The 25,523-nt window shown below is 65.8% G+C and carries 21 protein-coding genes and 2 riboswitches; of the genes, 6 read left to right on the top strand and 15 right to left on the bottom strand.

Features of this window, described 5'->3' with window-relative positions; all coding sequences use genetic code 11:
* Window positions 1-81: 81 nt before the first annotated feature.
* The 10 genes from I3J27_RS12890 to I3J27_RS12845 all read right to left on the bottom strand — a co-directional run bounded on the left by I3J27_RS12890 (window position 82) and on the right by I3J27_RS12845 (window position 13,061).
* Window positions 82-1,515, bottom strand: a complete 1,434-nt coding sequence (locus I3J27_RS12890) for an NAD-dependent succinate-semialdehyde dehydrogenase (RefSeq protein WP_270169665.1) — start codon at window positions 1,513-1,515, stop codon at window positions 82-84.
* Between the two features lie 267 nt (window positions 1,516-1,782).
* A complete protein-coding gene (locus I3J27_RS12885; RefSeq protein ID WP_270169663.1) occupies window positions 1,783-3,114 on the bottom strand; it encodes an MFS transporter in 1,332 nt (443 codons plus the stop codon).
* A gap of 72 nt (window positions 3,115-3,186) precedes the next feature.
* Window positions 3,187-3,993 (bottom strand): enoyl-CoA hydratase/isomerase family protein, encoded by an 807-nt coding sequence (locus I3J27_RS12880; protein WP_270169661.1) that lies wholly within the window; start codon window positions 3,991-3,993, stop codon window positions 3,187-3,189.
* Window positions 3,994-4,021: 28 nt separating this feature from the next.
* On the bottom strand, window positions 4,022-5,566 hold the full coding sequence (locus I3J27_RS12875; RefSeq protein ID WP_270169659.1) for an AMP-binding protein: 1,545 nt from the start codon (window positions 5,564-5,566) through the stop codon (window positions 4,022-4,024).
* The gene (locus I3J27_RS12870; RefSeq protein WP_270169658.1) at window positions 5,559-6,077 is read right to left on the bottom strand and encodes a (2Fe-2S)-binding protein; all 519 of its coding nucleotides are present in this window, start codon (window positions 6,075-6,077) and stop codon (window positions 5,559-5,561) included. The genes I3J27_RS12875 and I3J27_RS12870 overlap by 8 nt, the downstream gene beginning before the upstream one ends.
* Window positions 6,074-6,889: an FAD binding domain-containing protein gene (locus tag I3J27_RS12865; RefSeq protein WP_270169656.1), complete on the bottom strand. Its 816-nt coding sequence runs from the start codon at window positions 6,887-6,889 to the stop codon at window positions 6,074-6,076. Before I3J27_RS12865 ends, I3J27_RS12870 begins: the two co-directional genes overlap by 4 nt.
* Window positions 6,886-9,897: a xanthine dehydrogenase family protein molybdopterin-binding subunit gene (locus I3J27_RS12860; RefSeq protein WP_270169653.1), complete on the bottom strand. Its 3,012-nt coding sequence runs from the start codon at window positions 9,895-9,897 to the stop codon at window positions 6,886-6,888. Before I3J27_RS12860 ends, I3J27_RS12865 begins: the two co-directional genes overlap by 4 nt.
* Window positions 9,898-10,039: 142 nt before the next feature.
* The gene (locus tag I3J27_RS12855; RefSeq protein WP_270169651.1) at window positions 10,040-10,879 is read right to left on the bottom strand and encodes a helix-turn-helix transcriptional regulator; all 840 of its coding nucleotides are present in this window, start codon (window positions 10,877-10,879) and stop codon (window positions 10,040-10,042) included.
* Between the two features lie 124 nt (window positions 10,880-11,003).
* Window positions 11,004-12,416: a UbiD family decarboxylase gene (locus tag I3J27_RS12850; RefSeq protein WP_270169649.1), complete on the bottom strand. Its 1,413-nt coding sequence runs from the start codon at window positions 12,414-12,416 to the stop codon at window positions 11,004-11,006.
* A 24-nt stretch (window positions 12,417-12,440) separates the two neighbouring features.
* A complete protein-coding gene (locus I3J27_RS12845; protein ID WP_270169647.1) occupies window positions 12,441-13,061 on the bottom strand; it encodes a UbiX family flavin prenyltransferase in 621 nt (206 codons plus the stop codon).
* A gap of 159 nt (window positions 13,062-13,220) precedes the next feature.
* On the opposite strand from I3J27_RS12845, the gene I3J27_RS12840 reads away from it, so the two are divergent.
* The 5 genes from I3J27_RS12840 to I3J27_RS12820 all read left to right on the top strand — a co-directional run bounded on the left by I3J27_RS12840 (window position 13,221) and on the right by I3J27_RS12820 (window position 17,904).
* Complete coding sequence (locus I3J27_RS12840) at window positions 13,221-14,159, top strand: LysR family transcriptional regulator (RefSeq protein WP_270172723.1); 939 nt, start codon at window positions 13,221-13,223, stop codon at window positions 14,157-14,159.
* Between the two features lie 98 nt (window positions 14,160-14,257).
* Entirely contained in the window at window positions 14,258-15,082 is an 825-nt protein-coding gene (locus I3J27_RS12835) for an AraC family transcriptional regulator (protein ID WP_270169645.1), read from the top strand.
* Window positions 15,083-15,190: 108 nt separating this feature from the next.
* Entirely contained in the window at window positions 15,191-15,880 is a 690-nt protein-coding gene (locus I3J27_RS12830; protein ID WP_270169643.1) for an O-methyltransferase, read from the top strand.
* A 15-nt stretch (window positions 15,881-15,895) separates the two neighbouring features.
* On the top strand, window positions 15,896-16,651 hold the full coding sequence (locus I3J27_RS12825; RefSeq protein WP_270169641.1) for a siderophore-interacting protein: 756 nt from the start codon (window positions 15,896-15,898) through the stop codon (window positions 16,649-16,651).
* Window positions 16,652-16,863: 212 nt separating this feature from the next.
* Window positions 16,864-17,904 (top strand): Bug family tripartite tricarboxylate transporter substrate binding protein, encoded by a 1,041-nt coding sequence (locus I3J27_RS12820; RefSeq protein ID WP_270169639.1) that lies wholly within the window; start codon window positions 16,864-16,866, stop codon window positions 17,902-17,904.
* A 22-nt stretch (window positions 17,905-17,926) separates the two neighbouring features.
* Here I3J27_RS12820 and I3J27_RS12815 read toward each other — a convergent pair whose 3' ends face one another.
* Window positions 17,927-19,354 carry a PepSY domain-containing protein gene (locus I3J27_RS12815; protein ID WP_270169637.1) on the bottom strand — a complete coding sequence of 476 codons (1,428 nt, stop codon included), beginning with the start codon at window positions 19,352-19,354 and terminating at the stop codon, window positions 17,927-17,929.
* A 12-nt stretch (window positions 19,355-19,366) separates the two neighbouring features.
* Window positions 19,367-21,736: a TonB-dependent receptor gene (locus I3J27_RS12810; RefSeq protein ID WP_270169635.1), complete on the bottom strand. Its 2,370-nt coding sequence runs from the start codon at window positions 21,734-21,736 to the stop codon at window positions 19,367-19,369.
* A 116-nt stretch (window positions 21,737-21,852) separates the two neighbouring features.
* Window positions 21,853-22,054, bottom strand: a riboswitch (cobalamin riboswitch).
* An 84-nt stretch (window positions 22,055-22,138) separates the two neighbouring features.
* On the opposite strand from I3J27_RS12810, the gene I3J27_RS12805 reads away from it, so the two are divergent.
* On the top strand, window positions 22,139-22,711 hold the full coding sequence (locus tag I3J27_RS12805; protein WP_270169632.1) for a histidine phosphatase family protein: 573 nt from the start codon (window positions 22,139-22,141) through the stop codon (window positions 22,709-22,711).
* A 6-nt stretch (window positions 22,712-22,717) separates the two neighbouring features.
* Here I3J27_RS12805 and cobT read toward each other — a convergent pair whose 3' ends face one another.
* From cobT to I3J27_RS12790, 3 genes are read right to left on the bottom strand one after another with little or no spacing between them, the layout of a single operon-like run.
* Window positions 22,718-23,770 carry a nicotinate-nucleotide--dimethylbenzimidazole phosphoribosyltransferase gene (gene cobT / locus I3J27_RS12800; protein ID WP_270169617.1) on the bottom strand — a complete coding sequence of 351 codons (1,053 nt, stop codon included), beginning with the start codon at window positions 23,768-23,770 and terminating at the stop codon, window positions 22,718-22,720.
* Window positions 23,771-23,780: 10 nt separating this feature from the next.
* Entirely contained in the window at window positions 23,781-24,530 is a 750-nt protein-coding gene (gene cobF / locus I3J27_RS12795) for a precorrin-6A synthase (deacetylating) (RefSeq protein ID WP_270172721.1), read from the bottom strand.
* A 38-nt stretch (window positions 24,531-24,568) separates the two neighbouring features.
* Window positions 24,569-25,246 carry an energy-coupling factor ABC transporter permease gene (locus tag I3J27_RS12790; RefSeq protein ID WP_270169614.1) on the bottom strand — a complete coding sequence of 226 codons (678 nt, stop codon included), beginning with the start codon at window positions 25,244-25,246 and terminating at the stop codon, window positions 24,569-24,571.
* Window positions 25,247-25,283: 37 nt separating this feature from the next.
* A riboswitch (cobalamin riboswitch) is annotated at window positions 25,284-25,502 on the bottom strand.
* Between the last annotated feature and the right edge of the window lie 21 nt (window positions 25,503-25,523).

The following is a 25,523-nucleotide window of genomic DNA, read 5'->3' as shown; positions in this document are numbered from 1 at the left end:
GCCCCAATGCGTAGGGTGGGTTAGCCGCGCGGACTGCGCTGCGCGCAGCCACGGGGGCTAACCCACCCTACAAGTCCGTCCTTACGAGCTCGCCTGGGTCACGAACTTCGTGTTGAGATACCCCTCGATCGCCTCGAGGCCGCCTTCGGAGCCGTAGCCGGAATCCTTGGTGCCGCCGAACGGCACTTCCGGCAATGCGAGACCGTGATGGTTGATCGAGACCATGCCGCTCTCGATGTCGGCGCCGATTGCCTGCATCGTCTTGGTCGAGGTCGTGTAGGCATAGGCGGCCAGGCCGTAAGGCAGACGGTTGGCCTCGGCCACCACTTCGTCGTAGCTGCGGAACGACGTGATGGGAGCAAGAGGTCCAAACGGCTCCTCGTTCATGATGCGGGCATCGCGCGGCACGTCGGTGATGACCGTCGGCTCGAAGAAGAAGCCTTCATTACCGATGCGCTTGCCGCCGGCCTGCACCTTGGCGCCGCGATGAACCGCGTCGGAAACGAGACCTTCCATGGCGTCGACGCGGCGCGGATTGGCCAGCGGACCCATGCGGGTGTCCTTGTCGAGGCCGCTGCCGACCTTGAGGCCCTTGGCGGCCGCCACGAACTTGTCGACGAAGGGCTGATAGACGCTTTCATGCACCAGGAAGCGCGTCGGCGAGACGCAGACCTGGCCGGCGTTGCGGAATTTGTTGGCCGACAGGATCTTGGCGGCGTTGTCGAGATCGGCATCCGCGAAAACGATCGCGGGTGCATGGCCACCGAGCTCCATGGTGACGCGCTTCATGTGCAGGCCCGCGAGCGCAGCCAGATGCTTGCCGACCGCGGTCGAGCCCGTAAAACTGATCTTGCGAATGATCGGATGCGGAATGAGATATTCCGACACCTCCGACGGCACGCCGAACACCAGCTGGACGACGCCGGCCGGAATGCCCGCATCCGCATAGGCGCGCACCAGCTCCATGCAGCTTGCCGGAGTTTCTTCCGGCCCCTTCACGATGATCGAGCAGCCGGCGGCGAGCGCGGCCGAGATCTTGCGGACAGCCTGATTGATCGGGAAATTCCAGGGCGTGAACGCTGCGACCGGACCGACCGGCTCCTTGATCACGAGCTGGGTGACATTGCCCATCCGCGGCGGCACGATGCGGCCATAGGCGCGACGGGATTCCTCCGCGAACCAGTCGATGAGGTCGCCGGCCAGCATGGTCTCGCCCTGCGCTTCCACGACCGGCTTGCCCTGCTCCATAGTCATCACGGGCGCGATCTCGGCGGCGCGCGAGCGGATGATGTCGGCGGCCTTGCGCATCAGCTTGTAGCGGTCGAACGGCGAGGTCTTGCGCCAGACCTCAAAACCGGCCTTGGCGGCCTCCAGCGCGCGGTCGAGATCGGCGCGCGAGGCATGCGGGGTCTTGCCGATCGGCTGACCGGTGGCGGGATTGAGGATGTCCTCCGACTTGCCGGACGCGCCGTCGGTCCACTCGCCGGCGATGAACATTTGAACTTTCGGGTACATCCCAGGTCTCCTGCATGATTTCCACGGCAGTGGGATTGGCGCCCGCCGCCTAACAAGTGGGCGCAGAGCTACACTGAAAGGGCCCCGGCGGAAAGGGATCAATGATGCCGCCGCAAGCCTCCAGGGGGCGCGATCGTCCGCGAGCGTCGCCTGGAAGGCCGTGCCGTTGAGCAGAACGAGCCGGATCAGGAGCTACCGGAGGCTGCCGGGCACGTCGAGCAATCCGATGGATCGGCGCGGCCGCAGATGCGGCCGCGCCGATCCAGCTCAGCGGAAGTTGCCCTTGGTCTCGGGGATCACGACCGCACCGATCAAATAGATCACGAACACGCCGACCGCGAAGTACGCCAGGGACATCGGTATTTCCGCGGGGCTACCGCTCACCAGCGAGACGAAGGTCGGCATCATGCCGCCCAGCGCAAAGCCGATGTTCCAGGACAGGCCCGTGCCGCTCGCGCGCAGCGCGGTCGGGAAACGCTCGTTCAGGAAGATCAGCACCGGCGCATAGCCGGCATTGCCGATGAAGGCGATCGCGAGCGCAAGAAGCGTGATCTGGGTCGTGTCCTTGGTCGCCGCGAGATTGAGATAGCACAGCGGCAGCAGCACCGCTGCCAGGACGCCGATCAGCAGGAACGTCTTCTTGCGGCCGATGCGGTCGCTCAGCGCGCCCACCAGCACCGCGGAGAAGAACGCCGACACGCTCGCGCCCATCAGGATCAGCGACGAGGTCTGGTTCGGGACCGCGTTGATCACCTTCAGGAAGCTCGGAAGATAGCCGGAGGTGAGGTAATAGCCCGCACCGCCGCCGAAGGTGATGAGCAGGTTGATCAGCAGGACGCCGCGATACTCGCCCGAGAACACGTCCTTGACCGGCGCCTTCGAGACCTTCGCTTGCTTGTTGCCCTGCTGGCGCTTGAGCTCCTTGAAGTAAGGCGACTCCTCGAGGTTGCGGAAGATGAACCAGCCGAGCAGTGAGCTCAAAAGGCCCGAGAAGAACATGCAGCGCCAGCCCCACACCGCGAAGGCATCGCCGGGGAAGATCGAGGACGTGATCAGGAAGATGAAGGACGCCAGCAGCGCGCCGATGCCGGCGCCGCCGCCACCGACCAGTCCCGACATCGCGCCGCGCCAATTCGCCGGCACCGATTCCGTGCCGATCGTATGGGTGGAGGCCACGACGCCGCCGACGAAGATGCCCTGCACGAGGCGCAGGACCAGGAAGATGATCGGCGCGATCACGCCGACCTGGGCGATGGTCGGCAGCAGGCCGAACGCCGCGGTGCTGAGGCCGACGCCGACGATGGCGATCAGCATGGCCTGCTTGCGGCCGTGCACGTCGGCATAATGTCCGAACACCGCCGAGCCGAGCGGACGCATCAGAAGCGTCACTGCGAACGAGCCGTAGACCGCCGCCAGCGACAGCGCAGCATTGCTCGACGGAAAGAACAGCGCGCCGATAACAGGCGCCACGTAGAGCAGAATGAACAAATCGAACAGATCGAGTGCCCATCCGAGCACCGATGCGATGATCGCATTGACCATTTGCTTGTTATCCGCCGATGCTTGCGCACCCGCGACCGGCATATCCATCTCAGCCATTTTGTTTGACCTCCCCCGTTTGAATAGCGCCGCGGTCCGCGCCATTGCGAACCGCGGCAGTTTTGGCGTGTCTCAGCGGCCGGTGAATCTCGGCGGACGCTTGGTGTTGAAGGCCTCGACGCCTTCCTTGAAGTCGTCCGACTGGCGCAGGCGGCTGTAGCAATGGCCTTCGAGCTCGATCGCGATGGCGAGCGTCGAATCCTCGGTGTCGTTGAGCAGCTTCTTGGCCGTGCGCTGCGCCAGCGGCGAGAAGGTGCGCAATTCATCGACCAGCTTGTCGGTCGCCTTTTCCAGCTCGGCGTCCGGCACGCATTCGGTGGCGATGCCCCACTCGTAGGCCTGCTTGGCCGAGATGCGCTTGGAGCGCATCACGATGTCCTTGGTTCGGGTGATACCGACCATTTTCTGCAAGCGGGCCGAGCCGCCCGAGCCCGGGATCTGCCCCAGCTTCTGCTCCGGGAGTGCGTATTGCGTCGTCTCGGACGCGATGCGGAAGTCGCAGGCGAGCGACAGCTCGAAGCCGACGCCGAAGCAATAGCCGCGGTTGGCGACGATGACGGGTTTCGCGCAGCGCGCGGGCGCGGCGATGTTCCAGGCGAGCTTGGAGACGTGCTCCGGGCTCGCCTCCATGAAGCCGCCGATATTGCCGCCGCTGGAGAAATGCTCACCCTCGCCGCGCACCACGATGATGCGCACGCGCGGATCCTCATCCAGCGTCTCGAAGGTCAGCCGCAGCTGGTCGCGCTGCGGCATCGCCACGACGTTGTAGGGCGGCCTCCCAAGGATGATGTCGGCGCGCTCATGCGCTTCGTCGAGCTCGACCTTGAACCCGTCGAGCTTGGCGAGCCGGGGATCAGCGAATGTGTAGGGCGACGGCATGTTGGCTTCCTTCTGTTGATGCGGATGATCAGGCGGCGTCCGACGGCGGCAGGCGTTCGGCCTCGTATTCTCCGGCGACGAGCAGGCGCCGTAGCAGCTTGCCGACCGGCGATTTGGGAATCGCGTCGACGAAGACGTAGCGGCGCGGCCGCTTGAAATTGGCGAGGCCCGAGGTGCGGCAGAACTGCTCCAACTCGACATCGGAGACGGCGCGGTTGCGCTTGACGAAGGCGGCGACGATTTTGCCCCACTTCTCATCGGCAACGCCGACCACCGCGACCTCGTCGACATCAGGATGCAGCGACAGGCAGCTTTCGATCTCGACCGGCGAGACGTTCTCGCCGCCGGTAATGATCATGTCGTCGACGCGGCCGGTGACGAAGAGATCGCCGTCGGGATCAATGAGGCCCGTGTCGCCGGTGAAGTACCAGCCCTCACGCAGCGACTTGGCATCGGCTTCGGGGCGGCGCCAATAGCCTTCGAAGGCCTCGTCGCCGGCCAGCGTCGCGATGATCTCGCCCTCCTCGCCGACCGCCGCAAGGTCGGTGACCGATCTCGCACCGATGCGTACGACTTTCACGTGCTGGTTCAGGCCGGCCTTGCCGGCCGAGCCGGGCTTTGCCGTCGCGTTCTGGTCGATCGTAAAGGTGTAGATCTCGGAGCTGCCGTAATGGTTGACGAACAGGTTCGGCTTGAACGCCTCGTTCAGCTTCTTCAGCAGGCCGTCGGTCATCGACGCACCGGCAAAGCCGAGCTTACGCACGCTGGAGACGTCGGTTCTGGCAAAGGCCTCGTGATGGACGAGATCGTGATAGAGCGTCGGCACCAGATAGAGATTGGTGATTTCTTCTTTCTCGATCAGCGCCAGCGCCTGGCGGCTGTCATAGCGCGGCAGGCAAATGAAACGGCCGCCGATCAGCGACATCGCCAGCAGCGACCGGACGCCCATGGTGTGGTAGAGCGGCATCACGCCGAGCGTGCGCTCGCCGCGACCGTAGAGGTTTTGCGCGACATGGGCGATCGCCGCGGCCCGCTCGGCGCGATGGCGACGCGGCACGCCCTTCGGACGCGAGGTCGTCCCTGAAGTGTAGAGCATGATCGACCACGCATCGGCGCCGACGCGCGGCTCGGCGTCCGATGCGCTGTCTTTGATCAGATCGGCGAAGCTGGTGGCATCGCCGGTGCGGGGATCGACCGACACGCGCAGGAGCTTGCCTGATAGCGCCGAGCCCTGCACGGCCTCGGCGGAGATGTCCTGATAGACGATCGCGCAGGCTTCGGCGTTCTCGATGCAGTAATCGAGCTCGTCAGCCTTGGCGCGCCAGTTGATCGGCGTGATCACGAGGCCTGCGAACTGGCAGGCCCCGTGCAGCGTCGCGGCCTCCCAGCGGTTTTGCAGCAGCGTGACGACGTGATCGCCGGGCTTGAGGCCGAGGCGGTCGAACGAGGCCACCAGCGCGGAGATCTTGTCGTACCATTGCCGGTAGGTCAGGCGGAGATCGCCGTCGACCAAGGCAATGGCATGGGGATCGCGCGCGGCGCTGGCCATGAAGCTGCTGGCGAGATCAAGCATCGGACGTCTCTTTTTTGGATGATGCGAGTTTTGCGGCGGCTTCGAGCGCCGCTTGAATGATCGGGGTGTAGCCGGTACAGCGGCAGATATGGCCGCTGAGGAGATCGCGGATCTCCGCCTCGGTCGGTTCCGGATTCTTCGCGAGATAGTGGTCGAGCGACATCAAAATGCCGGCGGTGCAAAAGCCGCATTGAAGTGCGTGGTTGCGGCGGAACGCCTGTTGCAGCACGCCGAGCCGGTCGGCCGAAGGCGCGAGCCCTTCGACTGTCCTCAGCTCGCAGCCATCGACCTGCGCCGCCAGCGTCAGGCAGGACCTCGTCAGCATGCCGTCGACGACGACAGTGCAGGCGCCGCAGACGCCGTGCTCGCAGCCGACATGGGTGCCGGTGGCGCCCAGCTGGTGGCGCAGGAAATCGGACAGCAGCATGCGCGGCTCGGCCTCCGCCTCGACCGGCTGGCCGTTGAGCGAGAAGCGAATGGCATGGCGCTGATCTGCCTTGAGCCGGGTCATTGCAGCACCTCGCCGATCAGGTCGCGGCCGATCATACGCACGAGGTCGCGACGATAGCGCGCGGTGGCGTGGACATCGTCGCGGGCCCCGAGCTCGTAGGCGAAGGCGTTGAGCGCATCGTCGAGCGCGCTGCCCTCCAGAAGCGGCCAGCCGCGCGCGGTCGGCACGTCGGCGACGCCGCCGACGGCAAGACGCACGCCGGTCGGCATCTTCATCGCGGCGCAGGCGACGATGGCGAAATCGCCGTGGCGGCGCGCGACCTCGCGGAAGGCGACGCGCGATCCCTTGATGACGGGCAGCGAGATGCCCTCGATCAGTTCGTCGTCGGCGCGTGCGGTGAGCATCATGCCGGCGAAGAAGTCTTTTGCGGCGATGCGGCGGCGGCGTTTGGCGCTACGCAAGAGCACTTCGCCACCGAGCGCGACCAGCGCGAGCGGCATCTCGGCGCTAGGATCGGCATGCGCCAGCGAGCCGCAGATGGTGCCGCGGCTGCGGGTCTGCACGTGCCCGACCCAGGGCAGCGCCTGCGCCACCAGCGGCAGCGCCACGGCAAGATCGGGCCAGGCCAGCAGATCGGCCTGGCGCACGCCGGCGCCGATCACGACGGCATCGCCCTTCCGCTCGATCCGGCGGAGCTCCGTCAGACGCATGATATCGATCAGCAGCTTTGGCTTGGCGAGACGCATGTTGAGCATCGCCATCAGCGACTGCCCGCCGGCGAGCACGCGGGCATCGCCGCCTTGCTGCGCCAAACCTTCGAGGACGTCGCCGACGGTTTCGGCGCGGAGATAATCGAATGCGGGCGGCTTCATCGACGCCCTCCGAACAGGCTGGCCAGCTTCGCCAGCAGTGCGAACAGCGAGAAACCGCCGCCCTCCGCACCACCACCGCCGGCCTTGCGGGCGAGCGCAGTGAAGAACTGGCCGATGATCACGCGCGTCGCGCCATCGAGCAGGCGGCCGCCGATGCTGGCTACCTTGCCGCCGATGGCGGCGTCATAGCTGTAGGCCAGCTTGGTCCCGCCATTGCCGTCGGGCGCGAGCGTGATGCGTCCCTCGGCATTGCCAAAACCGAGCGCGCCGGTGGCACCGCCACGCAAGGTGACCGCGCGCGGCGGGTCGAGGTCGAACAGCTCGACGTCGGCGCGGTAGCGGCCGCTGACGGGCCCGATACCGAGCGTAACGTCCGCGCGGAAATGCGTGTCCGTGACCTTGTCGACGCGCTGGCAGCCGGGAATGACCGATTGCAGCGTCGCGGGATCGAGCAGCATCGCCCAGACCTGCTCCGGCGCGCCCTTCACCGACGCCTGCCCCTCGCCGCGCAGCCGCCGGTCGCCTTCGCGTACAGGCGCGGCCGCCGCGCCGCCCGCGGGAGGCGGCGGCTCGGCACCGCGCACCATCTCTGCAAGTCGCGCCGGGACCAGCGGCAAGGTGATATCGGCAATGCCAAGCGCATCCGCGACCGCATTGGCGAGGCAGACCGGCGTCGACATGCAATTGCCCTCGCCGACGCCCTTGGCGCCAAGCGGCGTGAACGGCGACGGCGTCTCCATGTGGAAGATCTCGGGCTCCGGCACCTCCGTCGTGGTCGGCAGCAGATAGTCGGCCAGCGTTCCCGTCAGGAAGCTGCCATCCTCGGCATAGGCGTATTCCTCGTAGAGCGCGGCGCCGAGCGCCTGCGCAAAACCGCCGCGGATCTGGCCGTTGACCATGCCGGGATGCAAAATGGTGCCGCAATCGTGCATGGTGACGTAGCGGTCGATGCGCGTCTCCAGCGTGGTCGGATCGACCTCGACGCCGCAGAAATCGAAGATGAAGCCGTGGCAGAGCGAGGAGTTGATGCGGTCGTCCGCGTCGGGCGGCGTCAGTTCCGGCGGCGTCCAGAACATTGTCTCGCGGATGGTCTGGCCGGCATCATCAGGCAGCGAGCCCGGCGACCAGTGGCTGAGGGCGGCGACGCGCGAGAACGCGATCCGGTTCTCCGGATTGTGCTTTGAGGCGACGAAGCCTTTTGCGAAGACGATGTCAGCGGTCTCGACGTTGAGCTGGCTGGCGGCGATGCGGGCGAGACGGCCGGCGACACGCTCGGCCGCGAGCTTTGCGGTGCCGGCCACGGCTGCGGCGAAACGGCTGGCGTAGTTGCCGGAGGCGATCGACCAGGCATCCTTGGCGGTATCGATCTCAGTGTTGACGCGGATGTCCTTTGGCTGGAGGCCGAAGACATCGGCGACGACCTGCGACAGCACGGTGCGATGGCCCTGCCCTTGCGGCACCGAGGCGACGTGGACCGTAACGCTGCCGACCGGATCGAGCCCGACCGTCGCGGTTGCCTGCGCGCCGTTCTTCGGCCCGGCCTTGCGGCGCTCCGCCGGCGTCAGCACGGTGGTGATGTAACCCATGTTGGAGACGCTGGGCTCGACCACGGCGGTGAAGCCGATGCCGTAGAGCCGGCCCTGCGCCCGCGCCGCGTCTCGCCGCGATTTAAGCTCCGCGAGCCTGCCCTGCTCGACCGCGCGCGCGATGGCTTCCTGGTAATTGCCGGAATCGAGCAAGGCGCCGGTCGCGGTGCGATAGGGAAAGGCGCCGGCGTCGATCAGATTGCGCTTGATCACATCGAGCGGATCGAGCTTGAGGCCGATCGCGATCCTCTGAATCAATCGCTCCAGCGCGAAATAGACCTGCGGGCCCCCAAAACCGCGGTTGAGGCCGGTCGGCGTCTTGTTGGTGACGACGACGCGGTTGCGGATGCTGACGTGACGGATGTCATAGGCGCCCGTCATATTGCCGTGCATGCGATAGAGCGTCGCCGGCTCGGGCGCACGCAGATGCGCGCCGCAATCCTCGACCTGATCCCAGTCGAGCGCGTGGATCTTACCGTCGCTTGCGACGGCCGCCGACAAGGTCGTCGCGCGGTTGGTCGCCGAGACCGAGGCGGTGAGATGCTCGAGCCGGTCCTCGATCCATTTGACCGGCCGTCCGGTGATTCGCGCGGCAGCGGCAATCAGCACGATGTAGGGAAACACGCCCTGCTTGACGCCAAAGCTGCCGCCGGACTCCGGCGGCGTGCGCAGCCGCAGCCGATTGCCCGGCACCTTTAACGCACGCGCAATGACTGTGTGGATACTGAACGGGCCCTGGAAATTGGCGAGAACCTCGTACGCGTCCTCGCCGGAGTCGTGCGAGGCGACGACGCCGTAGGTCTCGATCGGCGTGCAGGAATTTCGCGGATATCTGATGTCGACGGAGAAGCGATGCGGCGCATCCGCAAAGGCCTTCTCGGGATCGCCGTAGCGGAAGGCCCGTTCGCTGGCGAGATTGCCGGGAAAGCCGTCATGCAGCACAGGCGCACCTGTTACGAGCGCACCAAGCGGATCGACGACGGCGTCCCGCGGACGATATTCGACGTTGATGAGTTCGGCCGCATCCTCGGCGCGGGCGCGGTCAGTGGCCACGACCACGGCGACGGGCTCGCCGACATAGCGCACGCGGTCCATGGCAATGGGCCAGCACTCGACCGGCGCCTTCACGCCGACGACGAGGCTCGTGGTGACGGCCTTGACGTCGGTGCCAGTCAGAACCGCGGCAACGCCCGGCAGACGCGTGGCGGCTTCAACGTCAATCGAGAGAATATCGGCGTGCGCATGCGGCGAGCGCAAAATCGTCGCGTGCAACGTGCCGGGCGCACCGCCGAGATCGTCGATGAAGCGGCCGCGGCCAGAGAGCAGCGCGGCATCCTCGACGCGCTCGATCGAACGCCCGACCCACGGCCTGTCGCCACTCTGGTCAACCGAATGTGCGGATTGAACCGCAGCCTGCACCATGTCCCGGCAACCCTCCCGACGCGCTCTTTGACGCGACGGTGACAGATGTCAGGACAGGGGACGCGCGAGCCATACCGCCCGCTCTCACGACTTACCAAATCGTCTCATTCGAGAGCGTGCAGCGCAATATCCGCTACAAGAATCAACCCGCAAGACGCGAGACGTTGCGAAACTCGCGCGGGCTGACGCCGGCATGATCGCGGAAGAACCGCGTGAAATGCGCCGGCTCCGGAAAACCAAAGCGCTCGCTGAGCTCGCCGAGCGGCGTGTCCTCGCGCATGACAGCATCGAGTGCCCGCTCCATGCGGACGACGTTGAGGTAGAGCTTCGGCGAGACGCCCAGCGAGGTCTCGAACAGGCGGAAGAACTGCGCGCGCGACAGGCCGGCACCCCTCGCGAACTGATCGACGTTGGCATGGGAGTCGTTCACCCGCATCGCGTCCATCGCGCGGCGGATGCGCCAGTCGCAGCTCACCGCGCTCATGCCGCGGATCGAGATCGGAAAGCTGCGCCAGGGCGTGAAGCGCTCGATCACCGCGATCATGAGGTCGGACAGCGTCTGTTCATGGGTCCGCACCGCATCCGGATTCGCCATCATTTCGGCCGCCAAATGCAGCGTGAGCTGACGGATGCGCGGCGACACCTCGCCCGACGGCCGCTCGAAGAATCCCGGCGCGCCGCTCGCGGCCCAGCCGGGGCGGAACTCCTTCAGCCATTCCGGCTCGATATAGAGCGCCATGATGAGGGTGCGCGGGCGATTGACGTCATGCACGTAAGCGTGCGGCTTCCAGCCGTCGACCAGCACGGCGGCGGTGTCCGTCAGCGGCGTGACCTGGTCGCCGACCATGAACTGCGTGTCGGCGCCCTCGACCTTGAGCAGGACGTGGCAGTGATGATGGGCGTGGCGGACCAGCGAACGGTCCATGTCGAGCAGCGCGACCCTGCCGAAAGCGCCATGAGCGATGCGCAGGGCCGTCGACATCAGTTCCTTCCTCCCGGCATTGCGCCGCAAAATGATTGGCTTGTTGGCGCGGCACTATAGGCAGCACGGGCTTCATATTCCAACCGCGCACAAAGACGCAAGTTGCCGGTGGGCGATAATCCGCTCATGTCCGCGTCTCCGCAAGCAGGCGCGCGACCGCGGCGCCGGGGTCCGCCTGCAAGGCGGTGGCCAGATCGACCTCCTCCTCGCCCTTGACGCGGATGCGCTTGAAGGCGAGCTCGGGCGCGCTGACCGGCGCGGTCGCATCCAGGCCCATCTTGGCGCTGATGCCGTTGTCGGTGGTCGGATCGAGCTTCGAGCCGAGCGCGCCTGAGACGACCATGAGGTCGCGGTCGGCCTGGAAGCGCGTCGCCACCGCCCATTCGATCTCCTCGGACGAGGAGATGTCGACGTCCTTGTCCACCACGACGACCTGCTTGATGTCGTAATGCGCGCCGAAGGCGCACATCATGACGTTCTTGGGTTCGCCGTCATTGGCCTTGTCGATCTTGATCGCGAGATGGTAGCGGCAGGTGCCGCCGCGCGTGAGGCGGACGTCGAGCACGTTGGGAAAGCTGCGGCGCAGATGCTGGAGCAGCGTCGCCTCGCGCGGCACGCCGCCGAGGATCAGGTGCTCGAAGCCGCCCCCGACGATGGTGTGGAAGATCGGCGCCTTGCGATGCGTGATCGCATCGACCTCGATCACCTCGCGATTGGCGCGCGGGCCGTAATATTGAGGGAATTCGCCGAACGGACCTTCCGGCTCGCGCACGCCTTGCAGGATCCGACCTTCGATCACGATTTCCGCGTGCGCGGGAACGCGCACCGAATTGGTGCGGCACTTGACGACGTCCACGGGCGCACCGAGCAGCGCGCCGGCGATCGCCATCTCGTCCTCGTCCAGCGCGGCGATCGCCTGCGACGCCAGCATCAATGCCGGATGCGCGCCGATGACGATCGCGATCTCCAGCGCCTGGCCCAGCTCCTCGGCGAGGCGATAGTAGGAGAACGTGTGCCGCGGCAGCAGCAGCACGCCGATGCGGTTCTTGCCGGAGATCTGGCAGCGGTGGATCGAGACGTTCTGCACGCCGGTCCTGGGATTGCGGGCGATCAGGAGGCCCGCCGTGATGTAGGGTCCGCTGTCGCGCTCATTGTGCTTGGGCACAGGAAGCTGGCGCAGCAGGTCGACGTCTTCGTGCACGACCTCCTGCACCGGCCCGCTCGCGACCTCATGTGTCGGCAGCGGTCGGCTCGCGGCGGCAAGAAACCGCGGCAGCAGCTGGTCCTCGGTCACGCCGATGGACTCGGCGACCCAGTCGCGGCCGGCAAAGAGATTGGCGACGACCGGAATCGCGTGCCCGTCCGGACGCGGAAACAGCACGGCGCTGTCGCGCTCCAGCCGCTTGGCCACGGCGGCAAGCTCGTCGGCAAGGCCAATACCCTCACGGGCGATGGCGAGCTTGCCGCGCTCGGCGAGATAAGCGAGCCAGGCGCGCAGGTCGGCGGGCGCCTTCCTCGCAACATTTTCCATTCGCATGCGGGTCTTTCCTCAAGTCTCGGGTCAGGGCGTGATCTTGCGCAGCGGCGGCGAGCGGCGCTTGAGCGCCTCGTCCTCGCCCCAGCGGCGCACGACGCCGATATCGATGTCGTAGAGGTCGAGCACGCGGCCGACGGTGTGCTCGACCATGTCCTCGAGGTTTTCAGGCTTGGCGTAGAAGGCCGGCACCGGTGGCGCGATGATCGCGCCCATCTCGGACAAGGCCGTCATCGTCCGGAGGTGCCCGGTGTGCAGCGGGGTCTCGCGCACCATCAGCACCAGGCGCCGGCGCTCCTTGAGCACGACGTCGGCGGCGCGGGTCAGAAGCGTCGTGGTCACGCCCGAGGCGATTTCGGACATCGAGCGCATCGAGCACGGCGCCACGATCATCCCGGCGGTGCGAAACGAGCCGCTCGAGATTGCCGAGGCCATGTCGTCGATCCCATGGCAGACATTGGCGAGCGCTCTCACCTCCGCGATCTTCAGGTCCGTTTCATAGGCAAAGGTCAGCTCGGCGGTCTTCGACATCACCAGATGCGTCTCGACGCCGGCATTGCGCAGGAGCTGGAGCAGGCGCACGCCATAGGTGACGCCGGAGGCGCCGGAAATGCCGATGATCATCCGCTTGGGTGTGGCGTCCTGCATATTTGTGGTTTCGCTCCCCTGGGGCACGCGCCCCTCGAGCGGCAAGACTAGGCAATCCCATCCATCAGAACAAATAATGATTGATTATATCATTCATCATCTGAGATGATCGCTGGCAGGATCGGCGAACGAAGGACGGGGCCCGTGGAACTCAGGCAGATGCAATATTTCCTGTGCCTCGCCGAGGAAAAGAACGTCACGCGCGCCGCGCGCCAGCTCAACATCGTGCAGCCGGCGCTGAGCATGCAGATCGCCAAGCTCGAGGCCGAGCTCGGCCAGAAACTGTTCGACCGCAGTGTGCAGGGCATGACGCTGACCAGTGCCGGCGAGGCGCTGGTGCGGCTGACGGCGCCGATCGTGCGCGATGCCGAGCATGCGCGGCAGGAGATGGCGCAGCTCGGCGGGCGCATCTCGGGGCGCGTCTCGGTCGGCCTCATCACTTCGGTGGCGCAAAGCACGATGGCGAGCTCGTCGGCGACGGTTGCGAGCCGCTATCCCGAGATCACGCTGTCAGCCTGTGAGGGCTACACCGAGACGCTGGTGGACTGGGTCAACACCGGCCAGCTCGATTTCGCGCTGATCAACGTGCCGCGCCGAAAGACGCCGCTCGCCGCGCATCACATCATGGACGAGGAGATGGTGTTCGCCTGCCGCAAGGACAGCCCGCTCAGGCAGCCTGCAAAACTGCGGTTCGACCACATCGCGAATTTCGACCTGGTGCTGCCCTCCAAGCGCCACGGCCTGCGGCTGATCCTGGACGAGCACGCCGCCGCCGTTGGCATCGACCTCCGCCCCAGGCTGGAGCTCGACACCCTGCCCGCGCTCTGCGACGTCATCGCGACCACCAATTTCGCGACGGTGCTGCCGACCATCGCGCTCCGGCAATCGCTTGCGAGCGGCGCCATCCGGGCCCATCGTTTCGACGAGCAGCGGATCGTGCGCTCGATCGCCTGGGTGCATCATCCCAGGCGATCGGTGTCGGTTGCAGCAAAGGCCGTGCTCGACGTCATCAGCGATGATCTGGCACAGGCGGCAGCCGTAGCGAAAGAGTTCGTCGAGCCATCCTTCCGCAGAAAGGCACGGAAGCGGGCTGGTTAGAACCCGTCGAGAATCGATCTCGCTGCGTTGAAAGTCCCGGTCGTCGGCCTGATATTGGGCGGGTCCAGTTCATCCCCCGGATCGATCATCCACCCACCATGCCCTTCTTCCGGCTCAACGACGGCGATCTTCGCCCCGATGACATCATCGACTTCAACTCGGAGGACGTGCCGCGCGCCATCGCCGCCTTCGGCGGCGAGATGGTCACGAAGGGCACCGAGGTGGCCATGCACGCGCATCGCAAGGACGAGCTCGTCCTGGCCTTGCGCGGCGTCGTCAGGCTGGAAGCCGGGCAAGGCGTCTGGATCGTGCCGCCGCGCTGCGCGGTCTGGATTCCCGGTGATGTCGCCCACAGCGTGAACGTCGCCGGTGACGTCGAGGTCTATTGCCTGTTCGTCGAACCGGATGCGGCACTGAGGCTCCCCAGGCAGTGCTGCTCGCTGACGATCTCGCCCTTGCTGGAACGCCTGCTGGTGCATGCCACGCACATGCCGCCGCTGTACGACATCGACGGCGCCGACGGCCGGATCGCCACGGTACTGCTCGACCAGTTGTCGACGGCGCCCGTCGAGGAGTTGCGCTTCCCGATGCCTGTAGACACGAGGCTCCGACGGATCGCCAGCGCGATGATGGAAAATCCCTCCGATCGCGCGACGATCGACGATTGGGGCCGGCGCATCGCCGTGGCACCGCGCACCCTCACCCGCCTCTTGCAACGCGAGACCGGCATGAGCTTTGGCCGCTGGCGCCAGCAGCTCCACATCCTGATCGCGCTTCAGCGGCTCGACCAGGGCGCCTCGGTGCAAACGGTGGCGCTCGATCTCGGCTATGAGGGCGCGAGCGCCTTCGTCACCATGTTCCGCAAGGCGCTCGGCAAGCCGCCGGCGCGCTATCTCGCCGAGCGCCGCATCGGCGCCCACTGACCGGAAATCGCAATCGATTGTCGCATCTGCGGAATGCGGATGGAGGAGCGATTTCGTAAGCAGGCTCGGAAGCGCCCCCTCGGGAGCGCATGCCAAGGGAGCCTGACCATGGATTCACTGAGCAGCGGACTTGTCGCGGACGTTGTCGAACGCCTGCACCTGGAGGCGGAGGTCGCCGATGCTCCGCTCGTGCAGACCAGCACGAGCGAAGCGAGCAACCGCGAAGAAATGATCAGCCAGTTCATTGCAGCCGAGAGCCGTGACCTGAAGTCCGTCTATCACGGACTTGCCGGCAATTTCCTGAGCGTCTCGCCGCGGTTCGGACGCTTCCTCTACATGTGCGCCCGCGCCTGCAAGGCGAAACGCATCGTCGAGTTCGGCTCCTCGATGGGGATTTCTGCGATCTACATGGCGGCAGCTCTCCGCGACATGGGCGGCGGCCGCCTGATCGGGACCGATCTTGAACCCGGCAAGATCGAGCGTGCCCGCGCGAATGTCGCCGCCGCGGGGCTAGCCGACCTCGTCGAATTCCGGCTCGGCGACGCCCGCGAAACACTCGGGTCCGGCATCAGTGAGATCGACATGGTGATGCTCGACGGCGCTTTCACGCTCTATCTTCCTATCCTCAAACTGCTGGAGCCGCAGCTCAAGCTCGGCGCCCTCATCGTCGGCGAGAACGCGTTCGAGGAAGCCTCGGGCTATATCGATTACGTCCGCGATCCCCAAAACGGTTACCTCTCGCTGTCGCTGCCGTTCGACCCCGGCCGCGGCAACGAACTCACGATCAAGACCAGATGATCCGGGAGCCGAGCCTTGAACGAGCCCGACCCAGCGCCGCAAATCTCCGAGCCATCGCAGATACCGCAAGGACCGGTCATGCGGATGCTGCTGCGATGGCTGATGCGGCCTGCGCGCGTCGTCACCATCGAAATACTCTCGCCGCACTTTCGGCTCGTTGAGCTCGAAGGCGAAGCACTCAAGGACGTCGCATGGACCGCCGGCCAGAAGATCCAGGTCGCGATGGGTACGGGCCTGAGCGCGCGCACCTACACACCGATGTCGTGGGATCGAGGGCGCGGCAGGACACGCCTGCTCGCCTTCGCCCATGGCGACGGCCCCGGCAGCCGATGGGCGAGCGGTTTGCACGAAGACGATATCTGCCAGTTCTTCGGTCCGCGCCGTTCGCTCGACCTCGCCGGCTTTGAGGCCCCCGTCGTCCTGTTTGGCGATGAGACCTCGTTTGGCCTGGCGGCGGCGTTGCGCGACAATCTGCAAACTGGCGGCGCGCTCCACATGTTCGAGGCCAACGACATCGCGGAGTCGCAGCAGGCGCTGGACGCCATCGGCCTCTGCCAGGCGCGATTGACCGCACGCAGCGCCGACGACGCCCATCTCGCAGCCATCGAGGCCGAGATGCTCCGCCTTGCCGCAAACGGGGCGCAGTTCGTGCTGACAGGCAAGGCGTCGTCGATCCAGCGCATCAGCCGCACCCTGAAAGCCGGGGGTGTCGCGTCATCGCGGATCAAGGCAAAAGCCTATTGGGCACCGGGCAAGACCGGACTCGATTAGGCGTCGCTGCTCTCTCATCCGCACAGGATGTCGCGCCGATCGCAAAATGAGACGAGTTGGTAAGTTTTGAGACGAGCCGGCATGACGGTCGCATTCGCCGGCTAACTACGGTCCAGGCGCAGAAAATCGCGGCCTGGCTCATCCCCGACGACTCCTGTCCCGGACAATCCCACGGCTCGCAAACAAGACACGGTCGGGAGATTCAGTCCGAGATGACAGGGTTCGGTCGCAGCAAGATCACAAGCATCGCTCAGCAGCAGAGCGAGGGATTTCGCCCTGACCGGAGGTCATTACTCTCGCTCGGCGCAGGCGCGGCTCTCGCCGCCGCCGGACTGCGGCCCGCGCAAGCGCAAGACTATCCCGCCCGCCCGGTCCAGGTGCTCGTGCCCTTTGCGGGAGGCAGCGCCAGCGACGTGATCACACGGATCCTGCTCAACCGCATGTCGACATCGCTCGGACAGGCCTTCGTGGTCGACAATCGTCCCGGTGCCGGCGGCAATATCGGCACCGCGGCCGCCGCGCATGCGGCCCCGGACGGTTACACGCTGCTGATGAGCACCTCCGGCCCGCTGGCCGCGAACAAGTCGCTCTACAAGGAGCTGCCCTACGATCCGCTGAAGGATCTCGCCCCGATCGGGCTGTTCGCGACCATGCCCAATGTCATCGTGATCAATTCGAAGCTGCTGCCGAAATCGCTGGCTGAGCTGATCGATTATGCCAAGGGTCATCGGCGCGAGCTGAACTACGGCACGGTCGGCGTCGGCTCGTCGCAGCATCTGTCGGCGGCCTATTTCGAGCAGCTCACCGGCACCGAGCTCACGCACGTGCCCTACCGCAACATCGCCGCCTACACGCCTGATTTCATCGCGGGACAGGTCCCGCTCGGCTTCCAGCTGTTGCCGAACGTCCTCGGCCTGATCAAAAGCGGCGATGCGCGCCCGCTCGCGGTCGCCAGCGACAAGCGCATGACGGCGCTGCCGGATGTGCCGACCGCTGCCGAGGCCGGCCTGAAGAATTACGAGAGCGCTGCGTGGCTTGCGCTTCTTGCGCCGGCGAACACTGGCAAGGCCGTGGTCGACAAACTCCATGCCGCGATGGTCGAGGCCGTAAACGATGCGAAGGTGCGCGCCCTCTTCGTCGAGCAGGGTGCCGAGCCGCTGGTGATGGACCCGCAAGGTCTGACGAATTTCATGACGTCGGAGACCACGAAATGGGCCGGCATCATCAAGAAGATCGGCATCGAGCCGATGTGACGATCCCCGCTTGCGCGGATTGTCAGAGAGACAGACGCAGGCGCCGCCAGCCGATCACGATGCCGGTGATGGAAAACGCCAGTCCCAACGCGCAGAGTCCGACGACCAGGACATCGCGCAGATGCGGATGCACCATGAGGATCGGAAAATCGAGCGTGTGGAGCGCGCTGTAGAACCAGCGATAGGCCCGCCGCGAGGCATCGAGCCTTTGCAGCACGCGGCCATCGGCGCCGTCGATGTCGAACCAGAGGTCGCCGCATCGGGAGCGATAGACGGGCGCACCGGGGACGACGGATTGCGCGGGATAGTCGTCGCTATCAGCAACAGCGGACGGCGCAAGGCAGCCGGTGGCAAGGCGCGCCGTCAAGCCCTGAACATCGCGCGCGCTCAAAAATCCGGTTTGTCCATCCTGGGATACATCCCCTGTCCTGATCAATATCTGGCGCGCAAGATCATCCCGATCGCGGCGGTAGACCTTGCCGCCGAACGCGAACCATTCGACTTCGCGGACCGACGACGCTATCGGCCGCCGATCGAGCGATGAGGCTGCCGTCCAGTCCGGCACGGCATGCACCACGCCGGCTTCTGCCGCGCTCAGCTGCCCGCGCGAGAACAGCCGGCCGTGATCCATGGAGAGCCAGCCGCTGAAGATCCAGCTCAGCACGAACATCATCGCTGCGAGGCCAATGAGGTGATGCAGGGCATGCCAGCCACGATATGGCGACGAGATCACAGCGCCTCGCATTTTGAGCCGCACGATCCCGAGCACCGCCCCCAGCAATGCCGCAAGCAAGGCCAGCAGCGACAGCGTCCAGACCACGCGATCCCACAGCGCCCAATTGCTTCTCAGGACCGTCGGATAGATCCAGTGCAAGACACTGCCGGCCCAATTCCAGCCGCGTTCGCTTCGCGTCGTGTCCAGGACGATCTCACCGGTGCGCGACGAGACATAAACCTCCGTCCCGGCGGCATCGCCGAGGGCCGCGCGAAACAAAGGCCGATGGCGGTCAAAGCCATCAGGCACGCTCCATTGATCGTAATCCTCGCGCGCGATGGCCCCGGCCCGCGCGGCATCGAGCCCGCGGCTGTGGGCGTGCGCGCGCGCGATGGCCGATGCAACATCGGAAGACGTGACCGACGCGTCGGCTCCGTCGGAGGCACGGACCGCGCGGACGCGCGACGGTCCCGAGACGACATAGACCGGCCCATCGCTTCGCTGGATCAGTCGCGCGCGCGTCGCGTCGGCAATCCCGCTCGCGGCCACGGCGTCGGCGACCGCGATCTTGGCTTCCACACGGTCCACCGGCGCAAGCCCGGCAAAGCGCTCCGCGTCCGTCAACGACGGAAACGGAACGAAGTGCATCACGATCCCCGTCGCGAACCACATCGCGAACAGGAGGCAGAACGCGATCCCGAGCCAGCGGTGCAGCAGGACGATCGCGTCCATCATGTGGTCAGCGCCCTACCATTTGAACGCCGCCGAGAGTTCGTAGGTGCGGGGGGCGCCCAGCAGGATCTGGTCGGGATAGAACGGATCGCCCCAGATCGCGTAGCGCTTGTCGGTGATGTTGCGCACGCGGAACGTCAGGCGCGCCTGCTCGACCGCATTGAACACGGTCTTGGGGATGTCGACGAAGGCATAGACGTCGGCGACGGTGTACGCCTTCATCGTCACGACATTGGCATCGGTGTTGTAGCGGTCGCCGACATGGCGGCCGGTGATGCCGAGCTCCACCGGCCAGGGCGTGAAAAAGCGCCAGGACGCGCCGGCATTGGCAACGATGCGCGGCACGTTCGGCGGCGTGTTGCCGGAGAACGAGCCGCCGACGAAATTGTAATCGACGTAGCGTGCATCGACATAGGCGATGCTGCCCCAGAGACGTAGCGGCTCGATCGGGCGGACCGAAGCGGCGAGCTCCACACCTTTCGACTCCTGCCGCCCGGCGATGTTGAGCAGCATGCCGCCGGCCGCCGCATAGACGTTCTTGCGCAGGATGTCGTAGGCCGAGAACGACCATTCCGCCCGGTTGTCCCAGAACAGGTGCTTGACGCCGGTCTCATAGGTGCGCGCGGTCGTCAGGTCGAGCGGCTGGGTTGGAAGGAGCAGGAAGATGTTGTTGGCGGCCACGTCCGCACCGGTTGCGTACTGGCTGTAGAAGGTCAAGCCGGGAACTGCTTCCCAAGTGTAGCCGATACGACCGGTCACGGGCGCCCAGTCTTTCGAATACGGGAATCCTGCCTTCTCCAGGCCGTTCTTGTCGGTCGAGTTGCGGTCGAGCCCGATGTGCTCGACGCGGAGACCGCCGACCAGCGCGAAGCTGCGCGTCAGCTTCAGCCGATCCTCGAATGACAGCGCCTCGTTGTCGATGCGCGCGGTCTGCTGTTGCGTCGTCAGCAGGCCGTAAAAGCCGCGGTTCGGATTGACGAGAGAAACGGAATCGCCGGGGAAGTTCGCCGCGCCCGGCCTGACGAAATCGAGGTAGCTTGACGACAGCGTCGTGACCAGCCGGTTATCGAGACCTGCGATGTTCGCGTCCCAGATCAGGTCGGTGATGTTGCCGACGAGGCGCTGGCTGTGTGCGACATAGAAGCGCTCGCGATCAACGAGGTTCGTGCCGGAATTGAACGCCTCGACCTCGTTGTTGAACCAGGTGCGCTCGGCGCCATAGCCATAGGCCTGGCTCTTCAGCGTCAGGTCGGGCGCCAGCTTCAGCTCGAAGCCGCCACGGAGCCACACTTCCTGTGCGACATTGCGGTTGTCGAGGACATTGTAGTTGGTGTTGAAGGTACGGTCGTCGATGGTGACCGCGCCGAGGTTGGTTCCGTTGTAGTTCGAGACGTAATTGCCGGAGACGATGCCGCTGGTCGCATGCGAGCCGCTGAACGCGACCGGCACCAGCGGCGCGCCCCAATAGGCCTTCGAGCGGTCCTCGCGATACTCGATCGCGCCCCAGATCTTGAGGCTGTCTGAGATGCGGTAGTTGAGCTGGCCGGAGACGTCCAGCGTCTTGGTATTGGTGTCGTCGGCAAAGCCGTTGAGCGAGGAGCGGCTGACATCGAAGCGGTAGTCCAGCCCCTGCACATTGGTGCTGCCGCCCGAGCCATAGTGGGCACGGAACGAGTTGAGCGAGTCCCAGGAGAAATCAGCTTCGTTCCGGATCGGCCCCGTGTGCGGTGCCTTGGTGACGAAATTGATCGCGCCGCCGGCGGCGCCCTCGCCCGACATCAGCGAGGCCGGACCTTTCAGGAATTCCACGGCTTCCAGATTGGCGGTGTCGGTAATCCGCGAGGTCATGTTCTGCGGACCGATCTTGATGCCGTTGTAGAGCGTGTTGATCTGGCTGTTGGTGAAGCCACGCATGGAGAAGGCCGCGGGCTCCCCCGGATTGTCGCCGGATGTGACGCCGACTGCGCCCTGCGCCACCTCGGAGACGGTGCGATATCCCTGCTCGCGCATGGTCTCGGCCGAGATCACCTCGACGGTCGCGGGCGTCTCCCGCACCGTCAGACCGAGCCGCGAGGCGCTAGTCGCGACCGCGTTGCTGTTGAGCGGTGTCGTCGCCTGTGTGTGTACGGACGGGCCCGGCACCGCGGGCTTTGGCGCTGCCGCTGTGCCAGCGGACCTGCGCGACGACGCACGGCGGGCTCTCTGCGCTTCCCGGCCGGCCGGCCGCGTCTGCTTGCGGGCCTCGGCCGGCGATACTTCGACCGGCGGCAGGGTATCGCGGACCTGCTGCGCCAGGGCGGCAGGCATATCGGCGGCGACAAACGACGTGAGCGCAGCGGAAGCGAGCAGGAAGCGGCGCGGTCGTACGATACGAATGGACAACACGGTTTTGGACCTCGGTATGACGTCAGTGGCACGTCACAGCGAACCAAGGTCCCATCTTCGGCCTTTCAGCCTTCCGATGAAGCCGAATGTCTGTACTCCCCGACCGACATCTTCGCGTGTGACCACGGCTGACGGCAGGTCTCCTGGCTCGCGGGTCAACACCTTGCGTCGCCTTCCCGGGACCGAGATACCCAGTGGCTCGTGACGCAAGATTCGCCGCTTACAGTTGCGGGGGCAGCCGCGGCATTGGGGACAAGGTCCCCGCACCGCATTCCCTTTTCATCCCCTCGCGGGGAAACCGTCGCGAACATCTAGGATTACGATCAAGACGGAGTCAATGTGCAAGCTGCGGCGTTATTGCCACAGCGACCAACTTCCTTATTAACTTCCTTGGAGATGAGCATGGAAGGCGAGACCTTCCTCTGGCTGGTACGGCATGCGCCCGTCGACGGCGTCAAAGGGACGATCCATGCCACCGACGCGCCGGCTGATCTCGGCGATCGCCCGCAACTGGAAGCGTTGCGGCAGCGCCTGCCGCAGGATGCCGCGAGCTACGCCAGCCCATCGCGGCGCACGGTCGAGACCGCGCGTGCACTTGGGCTCGAGCCCAGGTTGGTGCCCGAATTCAGCGAGCAGAATTTTGGCGACTGGACCGGCCGGAATCATGACGAACTGGCCGCGACCGGTGGCGGGGACTATGCGCAATTCTGGAGCGATCCGGCGCGCGGAAAGCCGCCGGGCGGCGAAAGCTTTGAGGATCAGGTCGCGCGCGTCCGGCGCGGTCTATCGCAGATCGGCGCCGGCGCCGCAACGCTGGTCGTGCATTCCGGCACCATCCGCGCCGCGCTGTGCGTCGCGCTGGATCTCACACCGCAAGCGGCGCTGCGCTTCGTGATCGATCCGCTGTCGCTGACCCGGATCGATCGGCTCGCGACCGGCTGGCGCGTCGTCTCGGTCAATCAGCGTGTAGCCTGAGCCGGATCAGTTGGGCCGATCCGGCACATTGGCCTGCGCGAACGTCGCCATGCCGTTGTGAAGGCTGCACGCGAGCCGCACCAGCGGCAGCGCGATGGCGGCACCCGATCCCTCGCCGAGCCTGAGATCGAGGCTGATCAGCGGCTGCACGTTCAGCGCGCGCAGCACCAGCCGATGCCCCTGCTCCGCCGATTGATGCGACGGCAACAGGAACGGTTGACAGGACGGGTTCAGCCGCACCGCTGCCAGCGCCGCAACCGAGACTATGAAGCCGTCGATCAACACAGGGATGCGGCGCCGCGCGGCCGCAATAATGGCGCCGCAGATCGCCGCGATTTCGAGGCCGCCGACGGCACAGAGGACTTTTTCGGGCGCAGCACCCGCAACGCCGTGACGCGCAATCGCTGCATCGATCACGCCCGCCTTATGCGCACGCCCGGCCGCATCGATACCGGTGCCGCTGCCTGCGATCTCCTCCGCGCTCAGGCCGAGCAGGCACGCCGCAATCGCCGCCGATGTCGTGGTGTTGCCGATGCCCATCTCGCCGAAGATCAGGAGATCAGGTTGTTGTGCCTCCGCGCGCGCAACCGCGCGCCGACCGGTTTCAAAAGCGAATGCCAGCTCCGCCGGCGTGAGCGCGGCTTCGACGCTGAAGTCGCGCGTGCCGCTGCGCGGCTTATCGGTGACGATTCCGGCCATCTCCTCCGACGCCAGCGTGCCGGCGTCGACGACTTCCAGGCTGGAGCCAAGCTCACGCGCCAACACCGAGATCGCGGCGCCGCCAGAGGCGAAATTCGCCATCATCGCGATGGTCACGGCCTGCGGATAGGCCGAGACGCCCTGCGCGACGATGCCGTGATCGCCGGCAAAGATGATGATCGGCACCCGCGCAGCACGTGGCTGCTCGGTCGCCTGCAGGCCTGCAAGCTCGATCGCGAACTGCTCGAGCCGGCCGAGCGCACCGGTCGGCTTTGTCAGCTGCGCCTGGCGCTCGATCGCCATCTCGCGATGGACGGCAGAAATCTCGGCGCACTTCTTGTAAACCCATTCGGGGAGCATGCTGCCTCGCTTACGGCCTGCGCTTGAGAATGTAGCTGTCCATGATCCAGCCATGCCGCTCGCGCGCCTCTTGCCGCATCGCGACAATATGCGGGCCAACCTCGGCAAGGACGCCGGACATGACGATCTGATCGGGCATACCGAGATAGGCGCCCCACCAGATCTGCAAGCCCTCCGGATCGAGCGACTGGAACGCCGTGCCGCCGTCGAGCATCACGACCACGGTATCGACGCCCGAGGGCCAGCCGCCTTCGCGCAAGCGACGCCCCGTCGTGACGAGAAAAGGCTCACCGATGTCGTTGAGCGGCAGCGCATGCGCCGCGCACAGCGCCTGGATCGAGGTGATGCCGGGGATGACTTCGATGTGAGGCAACGGATTGAGCCGGCGCGCGATGCGTAGCGAGGAATCGTAGAGCGAGGGATCGCCCCAGATCAGCAGCGCAACCTTGCCTTCGCTTCCGAGACGATCTGCGATCGTCCGCGACCAGCTTGCTGCCACGGCATCATGCCAATCGTCCACGCCCTTGCGATAATCCGCTTCAGCGGCGTCGCGCACGGGAAGATCGAACTCGGCAATTCGCGTGGCTTGGTTGCTGAGCACATCGGCGCAGATCGTCCGCCGCAAATCAGCGAGATCGGATTTTGCGCTCCCCTTGCGCGGGATCAGGACGAAATCGGCCGCGTTGATCGCCGCAACCGCGGCGCGCGTCAGCTGCCCGGGATCGCCGCAACCGATGCCTATCAGGGAGAGCGTGAGCATCGCGAGTGGGGCGGCCATGACGGCCGCCCCTTGTCTCTTTAAGCCGCGTTATGCAGGCGCGGCGTGACGAGGCCGGGCGCCGTGACACCCCGCAGCGACTTCGCCAGCGCCAGCACGGCGAGATCGACGAGCGGCTCGATCACGATGACCAGCGCATAGGAGGCCGCGAACGTCGCGATGCTGGCGAGGTTGCTCATCGCAAAGCCGGAGCCATAGAGCGCCCAGAACGCCACCCAGGCGATGACGCCGGCCTGATAGGTCGTCGACAACGCCAGTGCCTGGCGATACCTGAGGTCAACATAGGCGGTGTTGCGCGCAATGATCCGCGTGGCGATCGCTTGGATCGCGAACAGCGGCACCAGCAGCGTCGTGACATTCATGCCATACTGCGGCAGATCCGGCGGCTCGAAGAACACACCTTGAAGCAGCAGGCCAAAGGCGAGACCGAAGGCCGCGGGCGCGGCGCCAAACAGCAGGAACAAGGTCGAGCCGAGAATGAAGTGCACCTCGGACACACCCACCGGGAAATGCGGCAGGATCTCGAAGAAGACGAAGACGAGGACTGTAGTAGCCAGCGTCCGCGCCGCGAACGAGCCGACGCCCTGCTCACGCACGGTCTCGACCGCGAGCTTCAAGGCAACGCCGCCTGCGGCGATGCCGGTTGCGTAACTCAACACGAGCTTGGCGCCCGTCACTATACCGGGTTCGATATGCATGGCTCAGATCCTTCCTGCCGTCACACCCGACGGCCTTGGCCTCAAAACATGCACGGCCGGTCTCCTGGCTCGCGGTTCACTGGGTACTCCGGCCTTCCCGAGCCTCGCGGCCCAGTGGCTGGTCGAAGTCCCTCACCGCTTACAGTCGCGGGGGCGGCTAGGGTTTTGGGCGCCGCAACTGGGTCCGCCCATCCCCATTCCCGATTATGCTCCGGCGCTTTGCGCCGCGTCGAGCACCATGCGTCTCCTGTGTGCCCCTTTCGCCAGCGGGGCGTCA

It is taken from the genome of Bradyrhizobium xenonodulans (assembly GCF_027594865.1).
GTDB classification, from domain to species: domain Bacteria; phylum Pseudomonadota; class Alphaproteobacteria; order Rhizobiales; family Xanthobacteraceae; genus Bradyrhizobium; species Bradyrhizobium xenonodulans.
Note: the sequence above shows the minus strand (reverse complement) of the source record. Positions and strands in the feature narration are given on the sequence as shown.